Here is a 26,074-nt window from a genome sequence, read left to right as displayed (position 1 = left end):
CCGCTGGGAGCCGCGGAACGCGCCGACCTGCGGCGATACCGGATCCTCGGTCAGCTGAACGGCGTGCGGCGGTCGAGCAGCCGGGACAGCCGGCCGCCGCCGCGCCAAGCGCGCGCCACCCAGTCCGCGTCGTCGTCGGTGACCAGGTTGGCCATCACCCGCACGGCGATGGTCATCAGCGTCGTCGAGCGCATCGCGATCGGTCCGGTCGACGGCAGAAACCGCTGGAACGTCAGCAGCAGCGCCAGCCGGCGCGCCACCGAGAAGCCACGTCCGTAGTGCTGCTGCAGTAGCGACGGCCACACCTGCGACAGGTCGGGGCAGTCCAGCAGCGCCGCGGCCAGCCGCCCGGTCTCGAGCCCGTAGTCAATGCCTTCGCCGTTGAGTGGGTTCACGCAGGCCGCGGCGTCGCCGATCAGCATCCAGTTGGCGCCGGCCACTCCCGACACCGCGCCGCCCATCGGCAGCAGCGCCGAGGCCACCGCCCGGGGGTGGCCGGTGAAGCCCCACTCGTCGCGGCGCAGGTCGGTGTAGTAGTCGATCAGCGGACGCAGCGCCAGGTCGGCGGGCCGTTTCGACGTCGACAACGCGCCGACGCCGATGTTCACCTCTCCGTTGCCGAGCGGGAAGATCCAGCCATAGCCGGGCAGCACTTTGTCCTTGGAGCCGTCGGGTGAGCGCAGTTCCAGATGCGACGTCAGCCACGGGTCGTCGGCGCGCGCAGTGGTCAGATACCCGCGCGCGGCGACGCCGTACACCGTTTCCTGGTGCCAGCGCCGGCCCAGCTTGCGGCCCAGCGACGAACGCGCGCCGTCGGCCACGATCAAGTGGCGGCAGCTCACCTCGGTGCCGTCAGCCAGCGTCACCGACGTCACCCGACCCGATGAACCATGTTGCGCCGCAACGGCCTTGGTCCCGAGCAGCATCCGCGCACCGGAATCCTCGGCGACCTTGCGGATCCGGTCGTCCAGCTCGAAGCGGGCCACCGCGCTGCCCGTCGACGGGAACGACGGGCCGGGCCAATCAACCTCCACCTCGCCGCCGAACCCGCTCATCCGCAGTCCCCGATGCCGGATGCGGGTGTCCAGCCAGTCGCGCAGCCCCAGGCGTTCCAGCTCGGCGACCGCGCGTGGGGTCAGCCCGTCGCCGCAGGCCTTGTCGCGGGGAAAGCTCGCCGAATCGATGACCAGTACGTCATTGCCCGCGCGAGCGGCCCAGGCCGCCGCCGCCGAACCGGCGGGCCCTGCGCCGACGACCACCACTTGGGCTCGGGTCGCTGCCGTCTTCATGCACACCAGTATGTTTGGTCCCGTGAGTACTCCGGCGACGGTGGTGGCGGGCGTTGACTTCGGTGACCCCGCCTTCGCGGCGACTGTGCGGGACGGTGTCGGCCGCATCGAGCAGCTCATGGAAGCGGAATTTCGCAGCGCCGACGACATCATGACCGAGTCGCTGACGCACCTGTTCAAGGCCGGCGGCAAGCGGTTCCGGCCGCTGTTCACGGTGCTGTCGGCGCAGATCGGGCCCGACCCGGACAGCGTGGACGTGACCATCGCCGGCGCGGTCATCGAGCTGGTGCACCTGGCCACGCTCTACCACGACGACGTGATGGACGAGGCCGAGGTTCGTCGTGGCACCCCCACCGCCAACGTGCGCTGGGGCAACAACGTCGCGATCCTGGCCGGCGACTACCTGTTTGCCACCGCCTCCCGGTTGGTCTCCCGGCTGGGCCCCGAGGCGGTGCGGCTGATCGCCGAGACGTTCGCCCAGCTGGTGACGGGGCAGATGCGTGAGACGCGCGGGTTCGTCGAGGGATCCGACCCTATCGAGCACTACCTGAAAGTGGTGTACGAGAAGACCGCGTGCCTGATCGCCGCCGCGGGCCGGTTCGGTGCCATGTTCTCGGGTGCCGACGCCGATCAGGTGGAGCGGCTGAGCCGCCTCGGCGGCATCGTGGGCACCGCCTTCCAGATCTCCGACGACATCATCGACATCGACAGCGACTCCCACGAGTCCGGCAAGCTGCCCGGCACCGACGTTCGCGAAGGCGTGCACACCTTGCCCATGGTCTACGCGCTGCGCGAACCAGGCCCCGAGGCCGCGCGGCTGCGTGAGCTGCTGGTCGGACCCATCGACGACGACGAGGCGGTGGCCGAGGCGCTGGCGTTGTTGCGGGCATCGCCGGGCATGACCAAGGCCAAGCACTCGCTGCAGGAATACGCGGCGCAGGCCCACCAGGAGCTGGCCCTGCTGCCGGACGTGCCCGGCCGCCACGCCTTGCAGACGCTGGTCGACTACACCATCAGCCGGCACGGCTAGCGCCGCATCCAAGCGCCCTGTGGAACCAACGGGGCCATCTCGCGCGTTCAATGAGCTGTAATCGGCTATAACGCGTGCACCCGAGTGTTCCAAGGAGGACACCGATGACCTGGCATCCGCATCACAACACGTTCAAGACGTTCGCGTTGTTGGTTGGCATGTCCGCGTTGATCGTGTTCGTCGGCTCGCTGTTCGGCAGGACCGCGATGTTCCTCGCGGTGTTGTTCGCCATCGGCATGAACGTCTACACGTACTACAACAGCGACAAGCTGGCGCTCCGGGCGATGCGGGCGCAGCCGGTCTCGGAGGTGCAGGCGCCGGCGATGTACCGGATCGTGCGTGAGCTGGCTACCGCCGCGCACCAGCCGATGCCCCGGCTGTACATCAGCGACACCAATGCGCCCAACGCGTTCGCGACCGGGCGCAACCCCCGCAACGCGGCGGTCTGCTGCACCACCGGCATTCTGGACATCCTCACCGAGCGCGAGCTGCGCGCCGTGCTGGGGCACGAGCTTTCGCACGTCTACAACCGCGACATCCTGATCTCGTGCATCGCCGGGGCGCTGGCGTCGGTGATCACCGCGCTGGCCAACATAGCCATGTTCGCAGGCATGTTCGGCGGTAACGACCGCGATGGCGAGAATCCCTTTGCGCTGCTGCTGGTTTCGTTGCTCGGTCCGATCGCGGCGACCGTGGTGCGGTTGGCGGTATCGCGGTCACGCGAATACCAGGCGGACGAATCGGGCGCGGTGCTGACCGGTGACCCGCTGGCACTGGCGTCGGCCCTGCGCAAGATTTCCGGCGGGGTCCAGGCGGCCCCGCTGCCGCCGGAGCCCCAGCTGGCCAGCCAGGCACACCTGATGATCGCCAACCCGTTCCGGGCGGGCGAGCGGATCGGGTCGCTGTTTTCGACGCACCCGCCGATCGAGGATCGTATCCGCCGGCTGGAGGAAATGGCCGGGCGCTAGCCCGAGTTCGCAGGTGTGCGGCAAGCGCTTGCACATCCGCATCGACGTCGACTGATCGTTGCCACGGCGCTCGTCCTCGGAGACCGTGCCCCCTTACGGTCAAGCCGGAGGCCTATTACGCTGCTGCCTCGGGCCTGTGCGCATCGACCAGCGGTTCGTCCGCGTCGCGATGCCCCGTCTCGATCACGCCCTGGATGCGGACCGTCCCGCCCGTCGCCTCATGCTGTTGCTGCCAGTCGGTAATCGCCTGGTGCGCAGCGTGATCGAGGTAATGCACCGCGATGGCCACCGTCGCCGTCGCGCCCTGCGGAACCGACGCCAGCAGCCTCGTCAGCCTCGGCAGCGTGAGGAAGGTGCAGGCCGCGCCCTGGATGCTCACCCGCCATTCGTCGTCCACCTGCGCGGCTTCGATCTTGGCCCGGATCACCCGCCAGCCGGTCAGCGTGATGGCCAGCGCGAGCCCGATCATGACCCCGTGCAGCAGGTTGAGGAAGATGACGCTGACGGCCGTCACGACGTACACCGCGAGATCACCGTGCTTCGTTGCGGTTTCGATGTGGGCCGGCTTCAGCAGCTGAATCCCGATGACGATGAGCAGACCGGCGAGGGCGGCGGTCGGGATCTCCTCGACCAGGCCGGCGAACGGGATGGTGAACAGCAGGATCCAGACGCCGTGCATGATCGCCGAGGCGCGGGATTTGGCCCCCGCGTTGACATTTGTCGAGCTGCGGACGATGACCCCGGTCACCGGGAGCCCGCCGATGGTGCCCGACACGATGTTGGCGGCGCCCTGCCCCACCAGCTCGCGGTTGAAATCGGTGCGTGGCCCGTTGTGCATCCGGTCGACCGACACCGCCGACAGCAGGCTCTCGACGCTGGCGATCAGCGCCACCGTGATCACCCCGATCGCGAACGCGCCCCAGTTGCCGTGGGGAAGATCGGGCAACTGCAGCGCATCCAGCGGTGACCCCTCGAGGTTGATCCGGCGCACGTGGAATGGGAAGACCACCGAGATCACGGTCACCGCCACGATGGCGACCAGGGGACCGGGAACGCGGCGCACTTTGGCCGGAACCCATCGCCACGCCACCAGGATGACGATCACCAGCAGCCCCAGGATCACGCCCGGGCGGTGCGCGCCGATGATCTGGCCGGGCAGCCCGATGAGGTTGTGCCAGGCCGTGCTCTTGGATTTGCCGCCGAGCAGCACGTGCGCCTGCTGCAGGGCGATCGTGATGCCGATGCCGGCCAGCATCGCATGCACGACCACCGGGGAGATCGCCAGGGCGGCGCGCGCAACCCGGCTGAGCCCCAGCAGAACCTGTACGACTCCGGCGGCAACGGTGATCAAGCACGTTATGCCCCAACCGAAGTCGGAAACCAGCCCGGCGACAACCACCGTCAGCCCGGCCGCGGGGCCGCTGACCTGAAGCGGGGACCCACCCAACGCGCCGACGATGATTCCGCCGACGATCGCGGCGATCAGGCCGGCGAGCACCGGGGCGTTGGACGCGATCGCGATCCCCAGCGACAGGGGGAGCGCGACCAGAAAGACCACCAGCGATGACGGCAGGTCGTGCCGGATGACGCCGCGCAGCCGATCGGTACGCGGCCGGTCCTGGTCAACGTTGTGCATCGGTCGCGTCCCTCGTTAGGCGTTAGCGGGGGATGTCCGATATCCGCCCCATGTCTCGTCTAGTTACCTCTTCGTAACGTGTTGGCGTACAGACGATTACACCGGGCCGACCCGCAAGATCGCGCCCGGAAACCGCTGGTCGCCTTTATCGACGGTATTTTGCTGGCAAAGGCCGGTCAAGCGGACGGGCCCTGCCCATAGAGAACGCAAAGATTTGAATTACCTGGCGTAAAAACAATCAGTTCAGAAGCCCGAGCCGTACACCTCATGGCCGGGAACCTCGGCGATCAGGCCCCGATAGGCCTGCTCGACGGACGAGCCGTGGTTGATCACGGCGTCGACCTCGCGGGCGATCGGCATGGTGAGGCCGAATTCGTTGGCAAACTCCATGATCACGCTGGCGGCCTTGACGCCCTCGGCGACCTGGTTCATCGAGGCGATGATCTCGTCGATCGGCTTGCCCGCCCCCAGTTGTTCACCGACGTGCCGGTTGCGGCTGCGCTGGCTGGTACAGGTGACGATGAGGTCGCCCAGCCCGGCCAGGCCCGAGAAGGTCTCGGGGTTGCCGCCCAGGGCGACGCCCAGCTTGGTCATCTCGCGCAGCGCGCGGGCGATCACCAGCGCGCGGGTGTTCTCCCCGATGCCCAGCGAGTAGCCCATCCCGACCGAGATGGCGTAGACGTTTTTCAGCGCCCCGGCCATCTCCACCCCGATGACGTCGTCGGTGGTGTACACGCGGAAGCGCCGGGTGCGGAACAGGCCCGACAGTCGGGTCGCCAGATGCTGGTCCGGCATCGCCAGCACCGCCGCGGCGGCATAGCCCTCACCGACCTCGCGCGCGATGTTCGGTCCGGCCAGGATGCCCGCGGGGTGTCCGGGCAACGTCTCCTCGATGATCTGCGACATCCGCATGTTGGTGCCCTGCTCGAGCCCCTTGACCAGCGACACCACCGGCACCCACGGCCGCAGCTCCTTGGCCAGCTCGCTCAGCACACCCCGAAAGCCGTGCGAGGGAACGCCCATCACGACGACGTCGGCGGAGTTGGCCGCCTCGGCGAAGTCGGTGGTGGCGCGCAGGGTGTCGCTCAGCACGACGTCATTGCCGAGGTACCGGCTGTTGCGGTGGTTCTCGTTGATGTCGCTGGCGGTCGCCTCGGAGCGCACCCACTGCAGCGTCGGACCGCGACGCGCACAGATTGATGCCACGGTGGTGCCCCAGGAACCGCCACCGAGGACAACGACTTTGGGTTCGCGCTTCTCAGATGCCATGGCGATCAGCGTATTGCGGACACCTGCGATTTAGTAGCAGTTCACGAGGCCGGGGCGGCGCGCGCCGCGGACGGGTTGCACCCCATGCCGATGACCCCGTTCGGTCCGATGGTCGGACAAGGGGACTGGCGCAACCTTCCGACCTACGGATTCGAGCCGTCGGTGATGGCGAGGCCGCCGGCGGCGGGCTAACCGGCCAGCGGCGCCCGGTCGTCGACGCGGCCGAACACCATCGCCTCCTCGATCCGGTCGAACCGGTAGTCGAGGGCGTCGGCCAGATAGTTCTGCCGCACGTTCCACGGCCGCTTGGTGCCCGACTTCGGCAGCATGTGCACCGAGCGCAGCACGTAGCCGGCGTTGATGTCCCACGACGGCTTCTCGGCCATCGGCTCGTTGCCGCGATGCGGGGCGGCGTGGGTGTAGCCGTGAGAGGCCATGTGTTCGATCAGCTTTGCCGTGGCGCGGGCGGTGATGTCGGCGCGCAGCGTCCACGACGCGTTGGTGTAGCCCACGCACCAGAACAGGTTCGGCACGTCTTCGAGCATGTGCGCTTTGTAGACGAAGCGGTCGCTGGTCTTGATCTCGGTGCCGTCCAGGCTGATCGCGGCCCCGCCCAGCGCCTGCAGTTGCAGCCCGGTGGCGGTGACGATGATGTCGGCGTCGAGGTGCCCGCCGGACTTCAGCGCGACGCCGGTCGCGTCGAAATGGTCGATGTGGTCGGTGACCACCTCGGCGCCGCCCGCGGTGATGGCGTTGTACAAATCGGCGTCGGGGATCAGGCACATCCGCTGGTCCCACGGGTTGTAGCGCGGCTTGAAGTGGGTGTCGACGTCGTAGCCGGCGGGCAGGCTGCTGATCGCCTTGCGTCGCAGCAGCCATCGCACCAGCCCCGGCGCCTTGCGCGACAACGCGAAGAACACCGCCTCGGTCAGCGCGCTGTACATGCGGATGACGAGATGAGCAGGCTTGCGGGGCAACAGCTTTCGAGAGATCGCGGCGACGGCGCCGTACTTGGATGCCGAGATGAGATAGGTCGGCGAGCGCTGCAGCATGGTGACCTTCGCGGCGCGGTCCGACAACGACGGCAGCAGCGTGACCGCGGTCGCCCCGCTGCCGATCACCACGACCTTCTTGCCGGTGTAGTCCAGGTCCTCGGGCCAGTGCTGCGGGTGCACCACGGTGCCCTCGAACTGCTCGATGCCGGGGAACTCGGGGGTGTAGCCCTCGTCGTAGTTGTAGTAGCCGCTGCCGAAGAACAGGAAGCGGCCGCGGTACAGCTTGCGTGCGCCATCCTGCTCGACGGTGACCGTCCAGGTGTCGGTGGCGGAGTCCCAGTCGGCCGAGCGCACGTGGCTGTTGAACCGGATGTGCCGGTCGATGCCGTACTTGTGCGCGGTGGCGGCCAGGTACTCGCGGATGTGCACGCCGTCGGCGACGCCCTCTCTGCGGGTCCACGGCTCGAACGGGAAGGACAGCGTGAAGATGCTGCTGTCGGAGCGCACCCCGGGGTAGCGGAACAGGTCCCACGTCCCGCCGATCTGCGCGCGCCGCTCCAGGACGGTGTACGTCATGTGCGGGTTGCGCTCGGTGATCCGATAGGCCGCGTCGATGCCGGAAATGCCGGCACCGACGATGATCACGTCGGAGTATCCGGCCTCGGCCGCACCGCTGTCGGCGGCTTCCTGGGGAGTCACGGTCATCGTGAAACCTCGCTCAAGTTGTGGGACTCGTCACCAGCCTAGAGACCCACCGGTTGGTTGGGCTAGTAACGCGCGAATCCGCGCTAGGGCGTGCGCCAACCGCGGCGGTCAGCGGTAGTTGACGAACTGTAGCGCGACGTCCAGGTCGGCCTGCTTGAGCAGCGCCTGGACGGCCTGCAGATCGTCACGCTTTTTGCTGGTGACCCGGATTTCCTCGCCCTGGATCTGGGTCTTGACGGACTTGGGGCCGTCGTCGCGGATCAGCTTGGTGATCTTCTTGGCGTTCTCACTGCTGATGCCCTGCTTGAGGGTGCCGTTGATCTTGTAGGTCTTGCCGGAGGCCTGCGGTTCGCCGGCGTCGAAGGCCTTCATCGAGATGTCGCGGCGGATCAGCTTCTCCTTGAAGACGTCGACGGCCGCCTTGACGCGTTCCTCGGTGGACGACGTCAGCTCGATAGCCTCGTCGCCCTTCCAGGCGATTGTGGTGTCGGTGCCGCGGAAGTCGAATCGGGTGGCCAACTCCTTGGCGGCCTGGTTGAGCGCGTTGTCGACCTCCTGACGATCCACTTTGCTGACGATGTCGAACGATGAGTCCGCCATGCATTCCGTCCCTTCACTCGGTGATAGGCGTTTGTGCTTTGTCTACTCGCTCGTTGTAACCTGTCTGGCGGCAGGTTGCCCGAGCGGCCAATGGGAGCGGACTGTAAATCCGTCGCGAAAGCTTCACAGGTTCGAATCCTGTACCTGCCACCAACAGGTCAGAAGGTGTTTCTGGCCGCACCACGGGGTTGAGAGGCCCTGACCGTCCGCAGAGCGTCCGCAGTAGTTGTAGCGGCGGCATCGAAAGCGCTGGCTACGGCGTCCAGGTCATCGGGGAAAAGATGGCCATAGAGGTCGAGCGTGAGTACCGCCGTCTTGTGCCCCAGAAGCCTCTGAACAACCTTGACGTTGGCTCCTCCGCTGATCGCGAGGGATGCGCACGTATGCCTCAGATCATGCAGCCGAGCCCCACCGCAGTTATCGACAGCTGCGGTGGCTTTCTGAAAGGCGTAGCGCGCCTGGGCCGGTGTCAGATAGCCACCGTCACGCGCCGAGGGAAATACCAGTGTTGCGTCATCTTTGTCGGCGATCTCGGTTTCAAGAAGCCTCGCAAGGAAGAGGGGGACTGGCACCGTCCGGCTGGTGTGGTTCTTCGTCTCACCCTCCACGAGCCCGACCTTGCGCACGTAGGTCACCGAGCGTCTGACACGGATTCGCCGGGCCTTCAAATCCAGGTTGGTCACACGCAAAGCCGTAGCCTCACCGAGGCGTAGCCCGCAGTACCCGAGGACCAAAACAAGAGTGCGGTATCGCCCACAGGCGACCGCCAGTCGGTGAAGTTGCTCGTGGGTGAGGTACCGCTGCTCGATCTCGGGCAGGCGGGGCAGCTCGATGCCGTCGGCCGGGTTGGCGGGCAAGTGTTTGGCCTTGACGGCGAACTTAAGGACGGCGCCGATGAGCTGGTGGGCCTGGCGTACCCGAGATGCGCTAAGCCCCTTGCCCTCAAACCGCGATGACCCGTCGACCGACAGGCTGGTGATCCAGACTTGGAGGTCATCAAACTGAATATCGCGCAGCGGTACGTCTTCCCACTTGGGAAGCACGATCGTGTCGAGGAGGCTGCGGTACCCGGCGACAGTCTTCGCTGCCCTGGTGGCCTTGGTGGACAGCCAGCGCTCGGCCATTACCCCGAAGGTGACGCCCGAAAGCGCGGGGTCGGTCCAGTTGTCCGTTACCAGGTCGCTGACTTGTTTGTTCAGCCAGTTGGTTGCATCGGTCTTTCGGCCAAACCCCTTAGCATGCTCTCGCCCTTGGTCGTCGACATATCTTGCCCGCCAATGGCTTCCTTTGCCGTAGTTGGCGCTGGCGACTCTACAAGTATTTCCGTACTCATCGCGGATCGTCTTGGTCCAGCGGTCCTCGACACCGGCCCTGCGCCTGCGCGCCACCATACGTCACCTACTCGCGCTTCAGGGAATCCCTCGAAGCAGATACTAACTCCGCTAACAGCTTTCGTGCCGCTTTCAGGTGACTCAAAGCGTCTTCGCCGAGGTCTCGAAGATGGCGTGTGCCTTCAAATTCACCGGGAAGTTCGTCGAGCGGTTCCTGAATCGTTCGCATGACCGGCCCGACCATCAGATACGACTCGTGAGCGCTTGATACCAATGCCCCCAACCGATATGCCAGGTCACCGCCTTCGGTCACGCTTGCCCGCCCGAGCAGAGAGTCGAGCGAGACCTCGAACAGGTCGGCGATCCCCACCGCTTCGTTAATGCGTACCGACCGATCGCCCGTCTCGATCTTTGCCACTGTTGTCGGATGCATCGGTTGTATTCCTTTGTCGGACAACATCTTTGCCATCTCTGCTTGTGACCAGCCTCGGCTATCCCGCAGAGTTCGCACCCACTTCCCGAAACGCTCGTCCGTCCACTTCTGTCTTCCCATTTTCGCAAAACCCTCTTTTCTGGTTTGACCGTGACGGCAACCGTGATGCACACTCATCATATCCCCGAAAGTGGGGGTTTGCGAAATTGGGAAGGAGGTCGTGCGATGGGTCAGGAATTTGTGGACGCGCTCGACCTGGAGGAGTGGACCGGTACGCGGGCGAGCACCTGGCGCTACTGGGCGAGTATTGGGCAGGGACCGGCCTCATTCAAATTAGGTCGCCGTCGAGTCTGGAAGAAGTCGAGCGTATTGGCGTGGCTGGCCGAGCAGGAGTCTGCTAGCAGCACTGGGGCGAAGGCGTGATGTCGGTCAGCCATCGAAACATCGAGACCTCGGTGGCCGAAACCTTCGCAGGTAGCGCAGCATGAGCGGCGACCTCCAACCTTTTGAGTTCGAAAGCCAACCGGTGCGTGTCGTCGTGATCAACGGCGAGCCGTGGTTCGTGCTCACCGACTTGTGTCGGGTGCTCGGACTCGCTCGTAGCCCAGCGCAGGTGTCGGAGAGACTTGACGATGGGGTACGGCAGACGTACCCCATCTCAGACAGTCTCGGCCGCCCGCAGAACGCCATCATCGTGTCCGAGCCCGGCATGTATGAGGTGGTTATTCGCTCGGATAAGCCAGAAGCTGTGGCATTCCGTCGTTGGATTACCAATGATGTGCTGCCGGAGCTCCGGCGCACCGGCAGCTACGGCCAGCCTGAGGTTGAGCGACTGACGCCGCTCGAGTACGCCCTTCGTCTCGTTGAAGCTGAGCAGCGGGCAGTGGTGGAGGCCAAGGCCCGCGCTGAAGCCGAGGCTCGTGCAAGGGAGCTCGAGGGCCCGGCTGCCGCATGGTCTGAGCTTGCGGAGGCTGCCGGTGATTACGAAGTCGCCGACGCCGCGAAGGTGCTCTCACGCGACCCGAACATCCGCATTGGCCGGGATCGCCTGTTCTCCTTCATGTCGGGGGAGAACTGGATCTATCGCGGTCGAAACGGACGTTGGCGTGCCTACCAGAACCAGGTCGACAACGAACGTCTGGTTGAGAAGGTTGGAAGACAGTTCTGGCATGAGGGTCGAGGCGAGTACGTCGCGCCCGAACCGACAATTCGCATCACGCCAAAGGGATTGGCGGAGTTGCATAAGCGCCTCGGTGGTACCGGCCAGCTGGACTTGGCGGCGGCATCGTGACCCCGATCGCTCCGACCGCCGAGGGAGGTCCTGCGGAAGCCGAGCATACGAGCCGTCCGGGTGCCGATGGCGCCGACGACCAAGCCGCGAAAGCTGAATCCGAGGACCAAAAACACGCTTCCGATCAGGGTTCTGGTCAGGAAGGCACCGTTGTCCTCGGCTACGGGTATGCAGCTCAGCTCTATCGAGATGCTGGCTGGTTGGGTGTGCTGCCGCTGCGGCCACGAGAGAAGGTTCCACATCTCGCAGGTTTCACCGGCTATGACGGCGCCTGGCCCACTGACCCGCAGATCGCCGCATGGATCAAGGATCAGCCCGCTGACGCCAACTTGATGCTGAGGGTCAACCACGGCGTGATCGGCATCGATGTGGATGCCTACGCTGAAAAGACCGGCGGTCGCACCCTTGAAGAGGCCGAAAAGCTCTGGGGCCCCTTACCGCCCACCTACCGCAGTAGCTCTCGTGGCGGGGATAACAAAAGCGGTATCCTCGTCTACCGAGTGCCCGAGGGTGTGGTCTTCCGGACTGGTATCAAATTCGATGATCTCGGGATTGGGCACATCGACATCGTCCAGCCCCATCACCGCCATATCACCGCCTATCCGTCGATTCATCCCAACGGAGGGCAGTACCGGTGGTATGGGCCTGACGGGGGGCTGCTAGCCGAGGGTGTCGTGCCCCAAGTGCGGGATCTGCCCGAGCTGCCAGCGAAATGGGTTGAGGAGCTAACCCGGGATGCGGTGCGTGAAGAGGTCTTTGATGGCTCAGCACCCAACCGCACCACCGCACACCGCGAGAACATCAACGAGGAGCTGTACCAACAGCTGATTGCCTTGCCCGACAACGGATCACCGCCAGATCGCGTAGTGGCGGCACAACTGGATCGGGCAATGGTCGACCTGACTGAGGGAACCGCTAGCCGCTATGACACTGCTCGCGATCACGTTGGCGCTCTGATGCGTCTTGCAGCTGTGGGACGCGTCGGGGTGCCTGGCGCCCTGCGTCAGCTCTGTGACGCATACGTTTTGGAGGTCACCGACACTCGGCCCGAGGTGGTGGCCAAGGCCGAGTTCCTGCGCTTCACCGAGGGCGCAGCTGCCCTGGTGGCCGCCTCCTTGCCGTCACAGATCACCGTGCAAGCCAACGGTGACGAGGGATCTGGTGATCCCTGGGCCTTCACCGACGGTGCATCGTTCATCCTGGACGTGCCCAACGAGATCCCGGCGTTGTGGGGTAGCGGCCAGCAAGTCTTGTGGCCTGAAGGCGAGTCGCTGATGATCTGCGGGTTACCAGGCCTTGGGAAGACCACACTGGCGGGAATGCTCATCGGCGCCCAGCTCGGCGGTATGGGCAGAATCTTCGGCGGTAAGGGCAGAATTGCGGAGCACGTCCTAGACCTGCTGGTGGCGCCGGTGGACGGCAAGATCCTGTACTTGGCGATGGACCGCCCCGCGCAGATCGCCCGATCACTACACCGACAGTTCAAGGATTACCATCGCGACGTGCTGCGGGATCGCCTGATGATCTGGCAAGGGCCACCGCCAGGCGATATCGCAAGTAACCCAAAGCTTTTGGCTGAACTGGCCGAGCATGCTGGTGCTTCGGTGGTGTACCTCGATTCACTCAAAGACGCTGCCCTGAATCTGGCCGACGATGACGGCGGCGCCCGATACAACCGGGCTCGCCAGACCCTTCTCAACCGCGATATCCAGCTGGTTGAACTGCACCACCTCGTTAAGCGGCTGCCTGCCGTGCCGGGCCTTAGCGACGTCTACGGTTCCGCGTGGCTGACCGCCGGAGCCGGTTCTGTAATTCTGCTCCATGGTCAGCCGGGGGACCCTCTCGTGGGTTTCCGTCACCTCAAGCAGCCCGCGCAGGAGGTCGGCCCACTGATGCTCTCGCACGACGAGGGCAGCGGGATCATCTCGATCCGGTCGAGCACCGACCCGGTGGCGCTCGCTAAGGAAGCAGGCGACAAGGGCATCACCGCCAAGGATCTCGCTGTAGTCATGTTCGATACCACCGATCCGAACAGGGCCGAGATCGAGAAGGCCCGCCGCCAGTTGAACACCCACGCGGCCGAAGGCAGCCTCAGATGTAATCCGGGTACCACCGGAGGTTCGGCCGGTGGCACTGCAACGAGTTGGGTTGCGACATGACCACCGTTCACACAGCGATCACGAATTCTGCAAAACCGCTGGTAGAGCGTTCATGCAGGATTTCGATCACGGAAGCGTTCACGAACCGGTCATGAACCATCACGGATTTGGCACAGGTGCAGTTAGAACGATCACGCATCGTTCACAGAAACAATCACGACACCCGTTCACGTTTCCCACTGCCCCTTTAGGGGCAGGGGAACGAACAAAAAGACGGAGCGCATCTCAATCAAACTTGCGCGGCGCCGACCGCACCGGCGCGAGATGGCACGCATCGGTGATGTCAGTTGACCCGGATGACCTTGGTGAATCCTGCGATGAAGAGTGTGGCAAACACCCAGGCGACGAGTTGAAGAACCCACCCGGCCACTGTCACCAACTGCCCAAGCGGATTAACGGTGTTGACATGACAATTATCTGGTGTGGCTTGCTTGATCAGCGGAAGTCCAATACCAAGGCCTAATCCCACTTGCTCGACTGACGAGCAGGCAGATGGGGCAGTTCCGGGAGCGCTCTGCCTAGTTGCGGTGAGTTCCCCGCGATAGGCGACGTTTCCGGCCACGAGGCCCAAAGCAACCGATAAAATCGCAATTACCGCCAGCCACACGAGCGCTCTACCTACTTGGTAACCGTACCCAATCGTCACTCGCAGAATGGCCAGCCATCGGCGCTGCATCCACAACCGAAACCTGCCTTCGCTTTCGCGACCAGCTGGACGCAGGGTGCGATCAGCGCGATCTCGCTGTTGGGCGAACAGAACTCGACGAGCATCGTTGTCGTGACCAGCATTTCGGTAGGCGTCGGACAACTGTCGCCAGGCCTGTGGGCTGTAATCGGTGGTGTTGTCGCGAACGAGAGATATCCACTGACTGCGCGTCGCTCCCATGGGTAAGCCGGTATAGGACAGTCGGTCGATGTTCAGCCAGCGAGAATTGTCGTCGACGAACCGGGGGTTTAATTCCAATCTGCCGACCGTCGTATCTCCGAGGTCAAGCACTAAGCCGCCGCATGGAATAGCGGTTCCAGCTGCGTCGGCCTGGAGCCGACGACCTACGTACGCGCCCCCAAGCCTGATGACACCTTCGCTCCCTGCCCCCTCTACCCGTAGTCCGCCGTTGAGATGTAGGTGGCCATCCACGACCGCCGTCTCTGCAGCAATCGCTGGCCCGGTGCCATTGAAGATTGCGGTGTTCTCGAACGAGAGATTGCCATCCACCTTTGCGCCCATCAACCGCAGCGCCGCAGACGGACCGGAGCCGTAGATCCACGTTTCGGGGCCGATCATCACCGATCCGTGTACCCTCAGTCGGTCCGCTGATACCGCGACACTGGACTGGTTCGCGACCCCGCACCGGTGCAAAACTAGTTGCCCACCGATGTCCATGGCGTCGAGCCGCAGAGTGCCCTGCTTCGCGGCGGAGGCGTGTGCTGTAAGGCCGATGGCGTGGAAATTGTCGCCGGTCTTCGTCCCATCGAATACAGCGGCGGGACCGCCATGGGACTCAATCGAGCTGTCTTCAGTGAAGTTTATTTTGCCCCCGATCTCAGCGATGCTGAAGCGAATTGCGCCCAGATTTCCCCCGCCGGATTTGGCGCGTACACCTGCCAGGGTCAAGTTTGACCCTATTTTGGCGCGATCGCCGGATATGCACTGTCCTGCAGGGTTGATGACCACGGTCCGCTGGAAACTGAGGTGTCCACCAACCTCACAATTGTCGAGTTCGATCGCCGCGTTGGCCTCTCGGACTTCAACGGTGCAGTCGTGCATGGTGAAACCGCCGGATACCTTGAGCCCCTCCGCCCCGATGGCTGGTCCCATCGAAGCGTGAAGCTGGCAGTTCTCGAAGCGAAGAATCGGAATCCTGGCGCCGGTCGCAAGGATTGTCTTCTCGAACGAACACGCCTTGAAGTGCAGCTGAAGATCTGTACTGACGTTCAGCAGAATTAGAGCGTCTTTGATCTTGGCGCACGCGATGTTGATGCCGTTTGGGTTGGGTTTCGCTACGAGCTCCCCGATTGCGATAGCCCGGATGACACTTCCACGGATCGTCGCGTTGGAGCCGAAGTATGGAGACCCGACCTCCACGCACCTCAGCAGCTTCTGCTCGTCGTCTGTCAGGTTCATTGGATAGCCCTCAACTCAGAAGTATCGTCAAGGGCTTGGTACCAGATGGCGCCGACAAGTCCTTCTTTCGATACGGCATGTCATCCCGGTGGCTGCGCGGTCCGAGCAGATCCTCGGGCCCCGTCGGAGCCGATACTGACCGGCTCGCGTCCAACCGGGTATGGATGACACCGAGCGCGAAGCGATCCGAGGCGAAGGCCATCACCCTGACGATCCCCGTGGTGACCGCGATCGACATGGTCGGCGGCGGTTGTCGTTGTATATCGGTGATCAGAACGCTGGCCACCTGATTTCTTGTGTGTTAAGGAGCCCGTCGTTGGGACTGAGCCGGTCATTGGGGACCCCGGGCCCACTGTCGCTTTCGCCGAACGAAATCATCGAGTTCTTCGGCCTGAACGAATGACCGGCGGCCGATCTTCACGAGCGACAGTTCGCCTTCCTTTACCAGTGCGTAGAACGTGGTGGGACTGATGCCACCGAGCTGCTCCCGGGCTTCCTTGACCGGCACGAGGTGCCGCATATGTTTCTTGCTGCACCATGGGCACCGATCGAAATCGCCTGGAAGCTCCGGGCGTTCAACAACACGTTCAGGCGGTAATGTCCGACGGTCCCGCTCAACGGGCTTCTTGCACGGCTTCCTTGATGAGGTCGCGCAATGCCTGGGCCAACCGGTCAGAGGTGTCGCTCACCGCTGCCGTCTCGGATCATTAGTAAGTTGAAACGTGTTGCTTTCCAACCATTCCAAGATGTCTGACCACCGGTAGAGCACCCGACGGCCGCGCTTGATGAACTTTGGGCCAGTACCCCGGTAACGATCCTGGGCGAGCGAAGCGGTGGTGGTGTGGAGATACTCAGCGAGTTCGGCAGGCGTCGCATGTGGCGGAATTTGATTTGACACGACCGGCGATCACAGTCAGCCCACGACGGCGAACGGTGCGCTGTCTTCGGTAGCGCGCTACTTCGGGAACACGTCGGGCAGCCGCATCGTTATCAGTGCAGGAAGCCAGTGCGGGATTCGTTCCGACTGTTCGTGGCATGGCATTAGCCAGGCGCAGCTTCATTGGTGACGCTTCCACACCGAGTTCCGCTTGGCTGATTTGTGATACCAAAACCACGAACAAGGAGTTTCCTATGAATAATCATGAGCACAAGACACTCGAAAACCGTCTCCGGCGCGAAGCCAAGCGCAAAGGGTTTCTGTTGCGACGCAACCGCACTCGTGACCGTTCAGCCGACAACTACGGCATGTACGTGTTGATCGGTGATTCCGCCGGTAACCGACACACGGGAGCGGCAGCAGCACCCAACGCCTTCTTGCGTGGCGAGGGCGACACCTTGGAGAACATCGCTCAGGAGCTGGCGAACTGCCATTGGTGATAGGCAAAGGCGGGCCCCGACCATTCATCGGGGCCCGTCATTGTCACCGTGATTCGAGCCCAAGGGCTTGACGATCTTGTCACCGCGATCGACCTGGTCCCGGTGGAAGCTGTCGATGCATGTCGGTGATCAGGAACTGGCGACGAACCCGCGCAATACCGCCAATAGCGTTGTACCGGTGCGACACTCGGGGGTCATCGGTCCGAGTAAGGTCTACGACGGACGTTGACCGTCGTATCGGTGCGGAGGTTAGCGGGCTACACCCGTCACCGTACCTGGCGGCGGGTTGTCGTGAAGGGTGTATAGCCCTTTGCCTTGCGTGTCCAGCGCGTCCAGGTACTTTTCATAGGCGTCGAGGTCTGGCGCGATGGTAGCGCCACCGGGCTGGCGCCGGAGAAACGCGATGATCAATCGGTTGATGGTTTCGCCTGATTCGCCGTCCCACGGCGATGTCGCCCAGTAGATCTGGTTATTGGTCTTCGCCGCTTCGAGAAGCTGTGAGCACAATTTCGCGTCGAGGTTGTCAAGCCCTCGTAGGTGTCGCCATCGCGCCCTGGTTGCGTCGAAAGTATTCACAACCTTCATCGAGGCCACCAACGATGCGGCGAAAGCCGAGGCGAGTTCCGGCCTGGCGGCGATCCGATCGACTGTCATCTGCGCGATGGTGCGAGCGTCGGTGTCCCACGGTACCGGCTGCGCCTGGTACCTCGCGAAGAAACCGTAAGGTGTGGCATCGAATCTGAGCGCCATTACCGGGACATGCCGTCCTTGGAGCCAACCGATTTCTTGATCGCACCACGGGCTGTCCTTCAGTCCGTCGTGCACGAACACCAGTCCGGCGTCGGCGCGGTCAAGCGCCTTTCTGATCTCGTCCTCCCAAGCGGTGTCGTGGGTAATGGTGTCGTGTGCAACAAATAAGTTGATGCCGAACGCGGCCAGTTCCTGACCGACTTCGCCGACGAATGCCTTGTGCTTGCTGAGGTGGGACCCGAAAATAAACAAGGGCTGCGCCGCCGCGACCCGTGTCGTCGTTGTCGTGGCCGAAGTGGACGTAGCTGCTCCTGGCGGAAGATCCAACCCGAAAGCGAGGGCCAACTCGCATACCTGCTCGTCGGTCCCTGTGCCCATCATCTGCTCAAGAGTGTCGCCTGCTGTGTCGAACCCGAGGCTGTCGAGAGCGAAGACCATGCGGTGCCACGGCATGTCGGGACTGCTCAGCAAGTGATCAGCGATCCGCAGGATCAGGCCCAATCGGTCGGCTCGGCTTAGCAATGTACGTTTCCTAGCGTCGAAGCGGGCGGTAGTGAAGAGAACATCCTCTCACCGGAATCAACCGGGCTTTTGGCGAGCACCCTCCGAAAGATGGGATCAATGATGATCATCCCGCGAGTTTGACAGGGGGTGCTGACAGTTATCGGCCACTCGTCGGCAGTGTCTGCGATACTCGGTCCCCATGGGTGAGGCACTTGATGTTGATGAAGCACAGCTCGCCGAGTTCGCCGCACTGATCAGGGAGCGCAACTCGATCGACGCCCGAATTGGGGCGATCCTGAACCGACCGGCAACGGTCGGGGACATCGGCGAATGGATCGCCGCCAAGGTCTTCGACATCGAACTGGCGGCGACGGCCAACAACACCGCGTTCGATGGGCACTTCACCACTGGACCGTTGGCAGGACACACAGTCAACGTCAAAACCTATCTGCAGCAATACGGTTCGCTCGATGTGACCGAAAGCCCCGCACTGGATTACTACCTCATCTTCACAGGCCCCAAGAGCAACCTCGGCTCCTCGCGGGGAACGCTGAGACCATTTTGCATCCAGTCCGTGTACTTGTTTAGATCCGAGGACTTGCTGGCAGAGCTGCGGGAGGCCGGATCCAAGATCGGGATTGCAACCAGTGTTCGCGTCGCCCAATGGAATGCGGCCGAGATCTATCCTCGGTCGACGAACCCAGCGCTCATCCTCACCGACAGGCAACGAGCGCAGTTGGCGATGTTCTGTCCCGAGTAGGCAGCCCGGCCGATCTCGCCGTGACGATTTCGGCAGTCATTGTTCGTCGAGCCCGCGTCGCCCTCGCGTACCTGGCACTGATCTTCAGGGCCAGGATGCGGCTGTTGCGAGCTTGCGCAGCTCGGCGTTCTTGGCCTCCCTATTGAGCTGGATCTCGGCTACGTGAACTTCGAGGTTGCGGCGGCCTTGTTCCGGCCTTTCCTCCTCAGGTGGGCGAACTTCTGCCTGATTTGTGGGGGCGTCAAGATGCGCCAGACGGCAGTCCAGACGGCGGCTGGGTCGCACTTGCATTCCCAGCGCTCGGGGTTCTCCTGGGTGGGGGCCGCATAGGGTTCATGACCTTGCTCCCGGTGGCTGGCTATCCACTGCTCGCGCACCTGCTCCATAGTGGACGACGGCTGGTCGATCCAGCCGCGCACAGCACTCATAGGTGCCTCTGTCTGACCGTCGAGAACAACATCGAGACTCCGTGTTTTTCCGAGCCTCCAAAACGAAGGCGCTCTTGCCTACACCGGTTGGTGCCGACCGCTTCGTCACCCGGACCACCCGCGAGCGTGGGGTTGGTGTGCGCCGAGCCGGGGCTTGTCGGCGCATCTCGTGAAGCACGTTCAGTGTAAGTCAGCCCAGGACGTTCGCTAGGCCCCTCGGCGTTGAAGTGGGTGTCATCTCCGATTGCGGGGTGTTGACCGGCACGATAGGACGCATGAGGCGATTCGACGAGACCTGGCACCTACTTCTGGAGTGGACGCTGGGTCAGGCTCCATCGGAGCGGATGGCGGCCCTGATCCTAGACGAGGAGGGGTTCGAGAGCATCGACCCTTCGCATCCGCTTGGGGGTAAGGATGGTGGCGCTGACGCACTGATCCAGAAGGACGGCGAGCCGTGGGTTATGGCGGTGTACTTTCCGCGTGGCCAGCAAAGCACCAAGGAGATTACGGACAAACTCACGTCTGACGTTGAGAAGGCAGAGTCGAAGAAGCCGAAACCGGTAGGCATTGCCTTTGTGACCAACCAGGAGTTACGTCTGGCCGAACGCGAGGAACTGGGCAAAGTGGGCGGAGACACGAAGGTCGAGCTGTATCACCTAGAGCGGGTCACGACTGTCCTTGACCGTCCGCACATGGCGGGGGTGCGGGAACAATTTCTAGGGATTCCTGCTGGGCCACCTCCGATCCTAGTCACCGCAGAAGTAATCGGTGCGGCTCGCAGCTTCATCCGCGACGGTGAGCTGTTGGATGCCCTCGTCAAAATGGAAGAGGAGTCGTTGCACGAACACAACGATGAACTGCGTTCCAACCCACCCAACCTTGCGAGGGCCTTGCCCGCAGTATCGGTAATCCAAGCACTGGGCTACGGGACCTCAGACGAAGCCGCACAACCTATTTCGGACGAAGAAATCGCCCAGCGTGTAGTCGAGGTGCGTCGCCAACTAGAGGACAGGTGGGACGCTTGCCAGGACTATCTCGCATCGATTACCTGGCCCGGCTTGCGATTTCGCATCACCAACCTCGCAAAATCCTTCCTGATGAACGTGCAGGTAATACTGACATTCCACGGTGCCGCAGGGCTTGAGTTCGCCCGCCTGGAGGAATTCGAGTGGGAGAGGCTAAAGGATCCAGATTGGGAGCCACCGGCATACGGTCCGTTCAAGACCGCGTCAATGCTGCAGTTCAAACCGGCACTCCCCGCTGACTACCCGGTTAGATGGGACCACAACGGCGATGGGGATCTCGAAGTCACCATCACTCTCGCCGAGCTACGCCCTCACCCGCCATGGCGTCACACCCGTGATGACGTGGTGCTGGTGCTGCGGGACACAGCTTTGAGCGAGGTGACCGTCACCTACACCGTGACGGCACACGGGTACGGCACGGTATTCGAAGGCGACCCGTTCACGGTGCCCATTGAGCAAGTCGATATCTTCGAGTCTGCACAGCTCGCCCTCGACGCATCCGGCGACGACGGGTAAGGTCACAGCTTCCTAATCTGTTACGGGCCAAGGGGATTAGATTCGTGAACGCTCAATGATTTCCGCTGCATCTAGAACCAACACACCTCATGTCTTTGACCCGCTGTCAAGCTTGTTACGAAAGATGAAGCGGAACAAGGGATTACAGGGCTAGCGGTTAGGTAGGTGCACCGGACAGCTAGAAAGACCACGGTTCGTGATTCCGGTATCCATCAGCGATCTTCGGGGTAGCCACGTCGGCAAGTTTGTAGGGTCCCGACCCCATATTGAGGTTGCCACTAGCGTCCACTGTCTTCGTGATGCGAAGACCATGTGCAAGTGGTTTAAGTGCGGGGTCGTTGATCGCCAGCATCCCCCACAATGACCCGATCAAATTAGTCAGTGGTGACAGATTTGTTTGTTCATAGTCGTGACGCATGCCCGACAAGACAAGAGATTCAATCTCAGTGCTGCCAGTGAAGGCTATCCTGACATCTTCCGGCCATGCCTGTGCTGCCATGAATCTCTGAGGCAGCACGGCAGTTGTTCGGCTCCATGTTCCGAGATCCGCGATACAGAGCAGGTCGAGTCCTTCGCGGGGAGATTTGACAAGATCTCGATCAAACTCATTTGTTATGGCTTTTATATTCTCTTTTGGAGTGCTGTCGGGAGCCTTCCAATCGTGGGATTCACCGAGCAGCCCAAAGAAGACCGGAGGGATCAAGTGAGCCTTGAGAGTCCCCTCCCGTACCTTCATCCCTCGACGGAGGGTTATCGCATCTTCGAAAGCTTCCTGGACGTCGTCTCGGCGTATCGTTCGCCTAACGCTGAACGCAGCTGCTACCCCTGATGCAAGGACATGGTGCTTCTTGCGAAGCTTTTCTGGGTAGTGGGGGTGGAAGACGACAAGGTCAGTTTCCTTGGTCTGCGGTGGACCGTCCTCGGTTTCGAGTAGCAGGTACTTCCGCTTCTCAACCTCATACTGCGGCGGCAGCCAATCAGATAGCACCTCGTCCCAGCGAGACTCGACACCGTGACCTGTCTCCTGGACACGTCCCCGCTGGCGTGCCTGCTCTTGTTCCCGCTCGTACGACTCCACGATGGACTCGTTCACGTCGGCGAGCCACTCGTGATGCTCGTGGATCATTCATCGAGCGTAGCTAGGGCGGTCTGACAGTTCTGCGACGAAACACCGCCTGCCATATCTATCTTCATACGAAGTGTCGTTTCTAAACATTCGAGACCCGCACGAGCTGGTCCACAGCCCACCGATTAGCCCACGTCGAAGAGTCCGATATCCCAGTGTCACAAGCGAGTCCGAATTCACCCGAATCTGACACCGGATGAATTGTCGGACCGCAACGGTTCCATATGAACATGAGCACCGCCGCGTACTTCCGGGTGTCCACCGGCCAGCAGTCCATCGATCAGCAGCACGACGCCGTCGGCGCCGCAGGCATCACTCCCGACCGGGTCTTCACCGACACCGCCTCCGGCCGCGCCGGTAGCGACCGACCGGGTTGGGCGGAGTGCATGGGCTGGCTTCGTGAAGGCGATCAACTTGTGGTCGTCGCCGTAGACCGGCTCGGGCGTTCCGTCCGGGAAGTGGCAACTGCCCTCCATGAGCTGACCACTCGCGGCGTTCATGTTCGATCTCTCCGGGAAGGGGTCGACACCAGCACCCCGACGGGACGTGCTGTCACCAGCATCATGGCCACGATCGCGGAATTGGAATTTGAACTAGGAAAAGAGCGCCGTGCGGCGTCTCGTGAAGCGCGTATCACCCGAGGGCTGCCAGCGACCAAACCCATGAAACTTGATGCGGCCCAACAAAAGAGACTGCTGCGCCTCTACCAACAGGGCGAGCCGGTAAGTGAGCTGACGACCCTTTTTGGCGTAAGCCGAAGCACGGTGTTCCGGACCCTGAAGGTGCTAAGGCTGAATGATCCGGTAATCAATCGGGCCTGACTACGTAAATTCTCGGACAATGCGGGTGAGAGGTTCATCCTGAGACAAACTTCTGAGACACGCCGACCGGGCGAATCGCTTGTCTCACAGGCTGGTTGTGGCGTGTCGCATAAGTGGTCATTTTCAAGACAGCCTCGTGTCCCGGACCGTTGGTAATTCACCGGGAGGGACCTACCTCAACTTGGCCCTTTCTGATCGGGGTGGTCTGCAATGGTTGCCGACCAATGGCATCAGAAGATTTGTCCCCGCAGCCGAAATTATGTGTCATTGTTTCGACATGTTCGAGCGATTCAACGATGCTGCGCGACGAGTTGTGCTCTTCGCCCACGAAGAAGCGCGAGCGCTCAACCACGACCACATCGGCACGGAGCACATCCTGTTGGGTTTGATTCACGAAGACGAGGGCGTCGGAGCGAAATCGCTGGAGTCGCTCGGGATCTCGCTCGAGGACGTCCGCAGTCAGGTCGAGGAGATCATCGGCGAGGGCGAGGAAATCGTCGACCAGCCTGAGCATGTCGTTGGAGAGGGCGAGGAAATCGTCGACGGGCTTGAGGAGATGGTCGGCGAGGACGAGGAGGCGCCGTCGGGGCGCATCCCGTTCACACCGCGCGCCAAGAAGGTGCTCGAGCTGAGCTTGCGCGAGGCGCTGCAGCTCGGCCACAGCTATATCGGCACCGAGCACGTTTTGCTGGGCCTGATTCGTGAGGGCGAGGGCGTGGCCGCCCAGGTACTGGTCAAGCTCGGCGCCGAGCTGACCCGAGTGCGCCAGCAGGTGATCCAGCTGCTGTCGGGTTACCAGGGCAACGAGGCAGCCGAAGCCGGAACCGGTGGTCGCGGCGACGAATCCGGCAGCCCGCCCAACTCGTTGGTTCTCGACCAGTTCGGACGCAACCTGACGGCCGCCGCGATGGAAGGCAAGCTTCACCCAATCATCGGCCGCCAGAAGGAAATCGAGCGAGTGATGCAGGTGCTGCTGAGCTTGCGCACCAAAAACAATCCCGTTCTGATTGGCGAGCCGGGTGTCGGCAAGACCGCTGTCATCGAAGCTCTGGCACAGGCCATCGTGCACGGCCAGGTTCCCGAGACGCTGAAGGGCAAGCAGCTCTACAGCCTGGACCCACGCTCGTTAGAGATAGACAGCGACAGCAAGCACTTTGAGGAGCGCCTTAAGAGGGTATTCAACGAGGTCGGCACGCGCGACGACATCATCCTGTTCATCGACGAGCTGCACGCGCTGATGGGCGCCAGGGGCGCCAAGGATGCGATTCATGCTGCGTCGATCCTTGAGCCCAAGCTCGCGCGCGGCGAGCTGCAGATCATTGGTGCAACCACTCCCGGCGAATACCGCAATTACATCGAAAAGGATGCTGCCCTTGAACGGCGCTTCCAACCGGTCCCGGTGGGTGAACCGACCGTGCGCCAGACCATCGAGATCCTCAAGGACCTGCGGGACCGATACGAGGCCCACCACCAAGTGTCATTCACCGATGGGGCATGTGTGGCCGCCGCCACCCTGGCGGACCACTACATCAACGACCGCTTCTTGCCGAGCAAGGCGATCGACCTAATCGATGAGGCGGGCGCCCGGATGCTGATCTGGCAGATTAGGCCCCCAGGCCTCCGTGAGTTCGACGAGAAGATCTACGAGGCCCGTCAAGAGAAGGAAGCGGCGATCGATGCCCAGGACTTCGAGAAGGCGGCCAGTATGCGGGACCGGGAGAAGCAGCTGGTAGCCGAGCGGAAAAGGTATGCCGAGGAGTTCGATTTCGTTGCCGAAGTAGATGACGACCTTATTGTCGATGTCATCGCCGAGATGACCGATATCGCCGCAGACGAGCTCTTCACTTCGCTACCAGGCGCCACTCACCCGGAAGTATTGCCGGAAATAACTACGGACACCGGGCATGAGTACCGCATGTTGAACGACATGCCTGTCGGCAGCGGCGGCGACGTGCTGTGCACCGCAGATCTCGCCAAAAAGATCGCGGACATCATTCAGGTATCGCGCTATGCAGCACCATTTGTCATGGCAATCGACGGCGGATGGGGTGTGGGTAAAAGCAGCCTGTTAGAACAGATCGGCGACAAACTTCCAGCTAGGCATGAGGGGGTCGTCAAGCTCAAGTTCAACGCTTGGACGGCTGAAGGCGGGGATGCGCTTGAGGGCCTGATCAAATCGGTGGTTCTAGAACTGGACCCAAATATTGTGCGGCGATGGGCACGCAAAATAGCAAAGCGACGCGGTGTGGTCAGTCTGGCGCGGGTTAGCTTCGCGATCGCTGCAAGGTTTCTCGGGTTGACGCGGCTAGTAGACGACATGTGGGCCGGGCTTCACGTCGATGCACAGGCGCGCAATAAACTTCGCGAAGACCTCCACGGAATGCTTTCCGACTGGATCAAGCAAGGCGGTAAACGCTCTAACCGCCGAACACTTGTCGTATTCATTGACGACCTTGACCGCTGCACAGACGAGGTCGTTGTCCGCGTGTGCGAAGCGGTAAAGGTCTACCTCGATGCACCCGGACTTATTTTCGTCATCGCCTGCGACCTTTCGGTGATCGCGCGGAGCGCCGCCGGTCGGGCCCGAGGTGCCATCGGGGAAGGTCGGACATACCTAGAAAAAATCGTCCAAGTTTCATACCGAGTGCCAGTGCCCAACAGCAAAAAAGTCAATGAGCTCATCAAGGTCTACGGCGAACAGTCCGGTATTTCGCAGCTGCTCGATGAAACTGTCGTCGACATACTTGCCGAAGCGACAGAACGAAATCCTCGGCGGATCAAGCGAATCATAAATAGCTTTGTCTTAGAACACCACCTTGACGCCGCATGGCGCGATGCACCCTTAAACAGCACCCTACTCATCACCGCAATCCTTCTCCAACAGCTCTATCCATCGCTCTATTCGGTCCTAATCGACGAGAATTCCGGGGAAGACC

22 protein-coding genes, 1 tRNA gene, 1 pseudogene and 1 riboswitch are annotated in these 26,074 nt (G+C 62.4%); of the genes and pseudogenes, 12 read left to right on the top strand and 12 right to left on the bottom strand.

Going from position 1 to position 26,074, the window contains the following annotated elements:
* Nucleotides 1-50 precede the first annotated feature (50 nt).
* Nucleotides 51-1,289: a menaquinone reductase MenJ gene (gene menJ, locus B8W69_RS00525; RefSeq protein ID WP_085288020.1), complete on the bottom strand. Its 1,239-nt coding sequence runs from the start codon at nt 1,287-1,289 to the stop codon at nt 51-53.
* A gap of 22 nt (nt 1,290-1,311) precedes the next feature.
* Between menJ and grcC1 the strand changes: the two genes are divergently transcribed.
* Together grcC1 and htpX are read left to right on the top strand one after the other, a co-directional pair.
* Nucleotides 1,312-2,319, top strand: coding sequence for a nonaprenyl/(2E,6E)-farnesyl/geranylgeranyl diphosphat synthase (grcC1, locus tag B8W69_RS00520; RefSeq protein ID WP_085288312.1), 1,008 nt, complete (start codon nt 1,312-1,314; stop codon nt 2,317-2,319).
* Nucleotides 2,320-2,423: 104 nt separating this feature from the next.
* Nucleotides 2,424-3,287, top strand: coding sequence for a zinc metalloprotease HtpX (gene htpX / locus B8W69_RS00515; protein WP_085288019.1), 864 nt, complete (start codon nt 2,424-2,426; stop codon nt 3,285-3,287).
* A gap of 115 nt (nt 3,288-3,402) precedes the next feature.
* Here htpX and B8W69_RS00510 read toward each other — a convergent pair whose 3' ends face one another.
* The 4 genes from B8W69_RS00510 to B8W69_RS00495 all read right to left on the bottom strand — a co-directional run bounded on the left by B8W69_RS00510 (nt 3,403) and on the right by B8W69_RS00495 (nt 8,492).
* Nucleotides 3,403-4,923 carry a SulP family inorganic anion transporter gene (locus tag B8W69_RS00510; protein ID WP_085288018.1) on the bottom strand — a complete coding sequence of 507 codons (1,521 nt, stop codon included), beginning with the start codon at nt 4,921-4,923 and terminating at the stop codon, nt 3,403-3,405.
* 243 nt (nt 4,924-5,166) lie between these two features.
* Nucleotides 5,167-6,192, bottom strand: coding sequence for an NAD(P)H-dependent glycerol-3-phosphate dehydrogenase (locus B8W69_RS00505; RefSeq protein ID WP_085288017.1), 1,026 nt, complete (start codon nt 6,190-6,192; stop codon nt 5,167-5,169).
* A 188-nt stretch (nt 6,193-6,380) separates the two neighbouring features.
* A complete protein-coding gene (locus tag B8W69_RS00500; RefSeq protein ID WP_085288016.1) occupies nt 6,381-7,892 on the bottom strand; it encodes a flavin-containing monooxygenase in 1,512 nt (503 codons plus the stop codon).
* Nucleotides 7,893-8,000: 108 nt separating this feature from the next.
* Entirely contained in the window at nt 8,001-8,492 is a 492-nt protein-coding gene (locus B8W69_RS00495; protein ID WP_065055770.1) for a YajQ family cyclic di-GMP-binding protein, read from the bottom strand.
* Nucleotides 8,493-8,561: 69 nt separating this feature from the next.
* On the opposite strand from B8W69_RS00495, the gene B8W69_RS00490 reads away from it, so the two are divergent.
* Nucleotides 8,562-8,645 (top strand) — tRNA-Tyr (locus tag B8W69_RS00490).
* 5 nt (nt 8,646-8,650) lie between these two features.
* Here B8W69_RS00490 and B8W69_RS00485 read toward each other — a convergent pair.
* Nucleotides 8,651-9,883 (bottom strand): tyrosine-type recombinase/integrase, encoded by a 1,233-nt coding sequence (locus B8W69_RS00485; RefSeq protein WP_165762525.1) that lies wholly within the window; start codon nt 9,881-9,883, stop codon nt 8,651-8,653.
* 7 nt (nt 9,884-9,890) lie between these two features.
* Nucleotides 9,891-10,436: a helix-turn-helix domain-containing protein gene (locus tag B8W69_RS00480; RefSeq protein WP_085288015.1), complete on the bottom strand. Its 546-nt coding sequence runs from the start codon at nt 10,434-10,436 to the stop codon at nt 9,891-9,893.
* Between the two features lie 45 nt (nt 10,437-10,481).
* Between B8W69_RS00480 and B8W69_RS00475 the strand changes: the two genes are divergently transcribed.
* The 3 genes from B8W69_RS00475 (at nt 10,482) to B8W69_RS00465 (ending at nt 13,706) form a co-directional block, all read left to right on the top strand.
* Nucleotides 10,482-10,679 carry a helix-turn-helix transcriptional regulator gene (locus B8W69_RS00475; protein WP_085288014.1) on the top strand — a complete coding sequence of 66 codons (198 nt, stop codon included), beginning with the start codon at nt 10,482-10,484 and terminating at the stop codon, nt 10,677-10,679.
* Between the two features lie 61 nt (nt 10,680-10,740).
* Complete coding sequence (locus B8W69_RS00470; RefSeq protein WP_085288013.1) at nt 10,741-11,547, top strand: phage antirepressor; 807 nt, start codon at nt 10,741-10,743, stop codon at nt 11,545-11,547.
* Nucleotides 11,544-13,706 carry a bifunctional DNA primase/polymerase gene (locus B8W69_RS00465; RefSeq protein ID WP_085288012.1) on the top strand — a complete coding sequence of 721 codons (2,163 nt, stop codon included), beginning with the start codon at nt 11,544-11,546 and terminating at the stop codon, nt 13,704-13,706. The genes B8W69_RS00470 and B8W69_RS00465 overlap by 4 nt, the downstream gene beginning before the upstream one ends.
* Before the next feature lie 283 nt (nt 13,707-13,989).
* On the opposite strand, the gene B8W69_RS00460 is transcribed toward B8W69_RS00465, so the two are convergent.
* Entirely contained in the window at nt 13,990-15,831 is a 1,842-nt protein-coding gene (locus B8W69_RS00460; RefSeq protein ID WP_085288011.1) for a hypothetical protein, read from the bottom strand.
* A 164-nt stretch (nt 15,832-15,995) separates the two neighbouring features.
* Between B8W69_RS00460 and B8W69_RS31760 the strand changes: the two genes are divergently transcribed.
* Nucleotides 15,996-16,121, top strand: a complete 126-nt coding sequence (locus B8W69_RS31760; protein WP_281255189.1) for a hypothetical protein — start codon at nt 15,996-15,998, stop codon at nt 16,119-16,121.
* Nucleotides 16,122-16,162: 41 nt separating this feature from the next.
* Here the strand turns inward: B8W69_RS31760 and B8W69_RS00455 are convergent, their stop codons facing one another.
* Together B8W69_RS00455 and B8W69_RS31145 are read right to left on the bottom strand one after the other, a co-directional pair.
* Entirely contained in the window at nt 16,163-16,351 is a 189-nt protein-coding gene (locus B8W69_RS00455) for a helix-turn-helix domain-containing protein (RefSeq protein WP_085288010.1), read from the bottom strand.
* 165 nt (nt 16,352-16,516) lie between these two features.
* Nucleotides 16,517-16,729 carry a helix-turn-helix transcriptional regulator gene (locus tag B8W69_RS31145; protein WP_085288009.1) on the bottom strand — a complete coding sequence of 71 codons (213 nt, stop codon included), beginning with the start codon at nt 16,727-16,729 and terminating at the stop codon, nt 16,517-16,519.
* 137 nt (nt 16,730-16,866) lie between these two features.
* Between B8W69_RS31145 and B8W69_RS00445 the strand changes: the two genes are divergently transcribed.
* A complete protein-coding gene (locus tag B8W69_RS00445) occupies nt 16,867-17,208 on the top strand; it encodes a hypothetical protein (RefSeq protein ID WP_133057949.1) in 342 nt (113 codons plus the stop codon).
* Nucleotides 17,209-17,457: 249 nt separating this feature from the next.
* Here the strand turns inward: B8W69_RS00445 and B8W69_RS00440 are convergent, their stop codons facing one another.
* Nucleotides 17,458-18,459 carry a toll/interleukin-1 receptor domain-containing protein gene (locus B8W69_RS00440; protein ID WP_085288007.1) on the bottom strand — a complete coding sequence of 334 codons (1,002 nt, stop codon included), beginning with the start codon at nt 18,457-18,459 and terminating at the stop codon, nt 17,458-17,460.
* Nucleotides 18,460-18,661: 202 nt separating this feature from the next.
* Here B8W69_RS00440 and B8W69_RS00435 point away from each other — a divergent pair, with 202 nt between their 5' ends.
* Together B8W69_RS00435 and B8W69_RS00425 are read left to right on the top strand one after the other, a co-directional pair.
* On the top strand, nt 18,662-19,222 hold the full coding sequence (locus tag B8W69_RS00435; RefSeq protein ID WP_085288006.1) for a hypothetical protein: 561 nt from the start codon (nt 18,662-18,664) through the stop codon (nt 19,220-19,222).
* 493 nt (nt 19,223-19,715) lie between these two features.
* A riboswitch (SAM riboswitch) is annotated at nt 19,716-19,825 on the bottom strand.
* A 100-nt stretch (nt 19,826-19,925) separates the two neighbouring features.
* A complete protein-coding gene (locus B8W69_RS00425) occupies nt 19,926-21,191 on the top strand; it encodes a hypothetical protein (RefSeq protein ID WP_085288004.1) in 1,266 nt (421 codons plus the stop codon).
* Between the two features lie 178 nt (nt 21,192-21,369).
* Here B8W69_RS00425 and B8W69_RS00420 read toward each other — a convergent pair whose 3' ends face one another.
* Nucleotides 21,370-22,317 carry a DUF6602 domain-containing protein gene (locus tag B8W69_RS00420; RefSeq protein WP_085288003.1) on the bottom strand — a complete coding sequence of 316 codons (948 nt, stop codon included), beginning with the start codon at nt 22,315-22,317 and terminating at the stop codon, nt 21,370-21,372.
* A gap of 230 nt (nt 22,318-22,547) precedes the next feature.
* Between B8W69_RS00420 and B8W69_RS00415 the strand changes: the two genes are divergently transcribed.
* Both B8W69_RS00415 and B8W69_RS00410 read left to right on the top strand, forming a co-directional pair.
* Nucleotides 22,548-23,138 carry a recombinase family protein gene (locus tag B8W69_RS00415; protein WP_165762524.1) on the top strand — a complete coding sequence of 197 codons (591 nt, stop codon included), beginning with the start codon at nt 22,548-22,550 and terminating at the stop codon, nt 23,136-23,138.
* Nucleotides 23,139-23,415: 277 nt separating this feature from the next.
* Nucleotides 23,416-25,932, top strand: a pseudogene (locus B8W69_RS00410) (P-loop NTPase fold protein); the annotation flags it as partial.
* Between the last annotated feature and the right edge of the window lie 142 nt (nt 25,933-26,074).

This window comes from Mycolicibacterium vulneris, assembly GCF_002104765.1.
Taxonomy (GTDB): domain Bacteria; phylum Actinomycetota; class Actinomycetes; order Mycobacteriales; family Mycobacteriaceae; genus Mycobacterium; species Mycobacterium vulneris.
The sequence above is the reverse complement of the archived record's forward strand: the minus strand, read 5'-3'. Positions and strand labels throughout refer to the sequence as shown.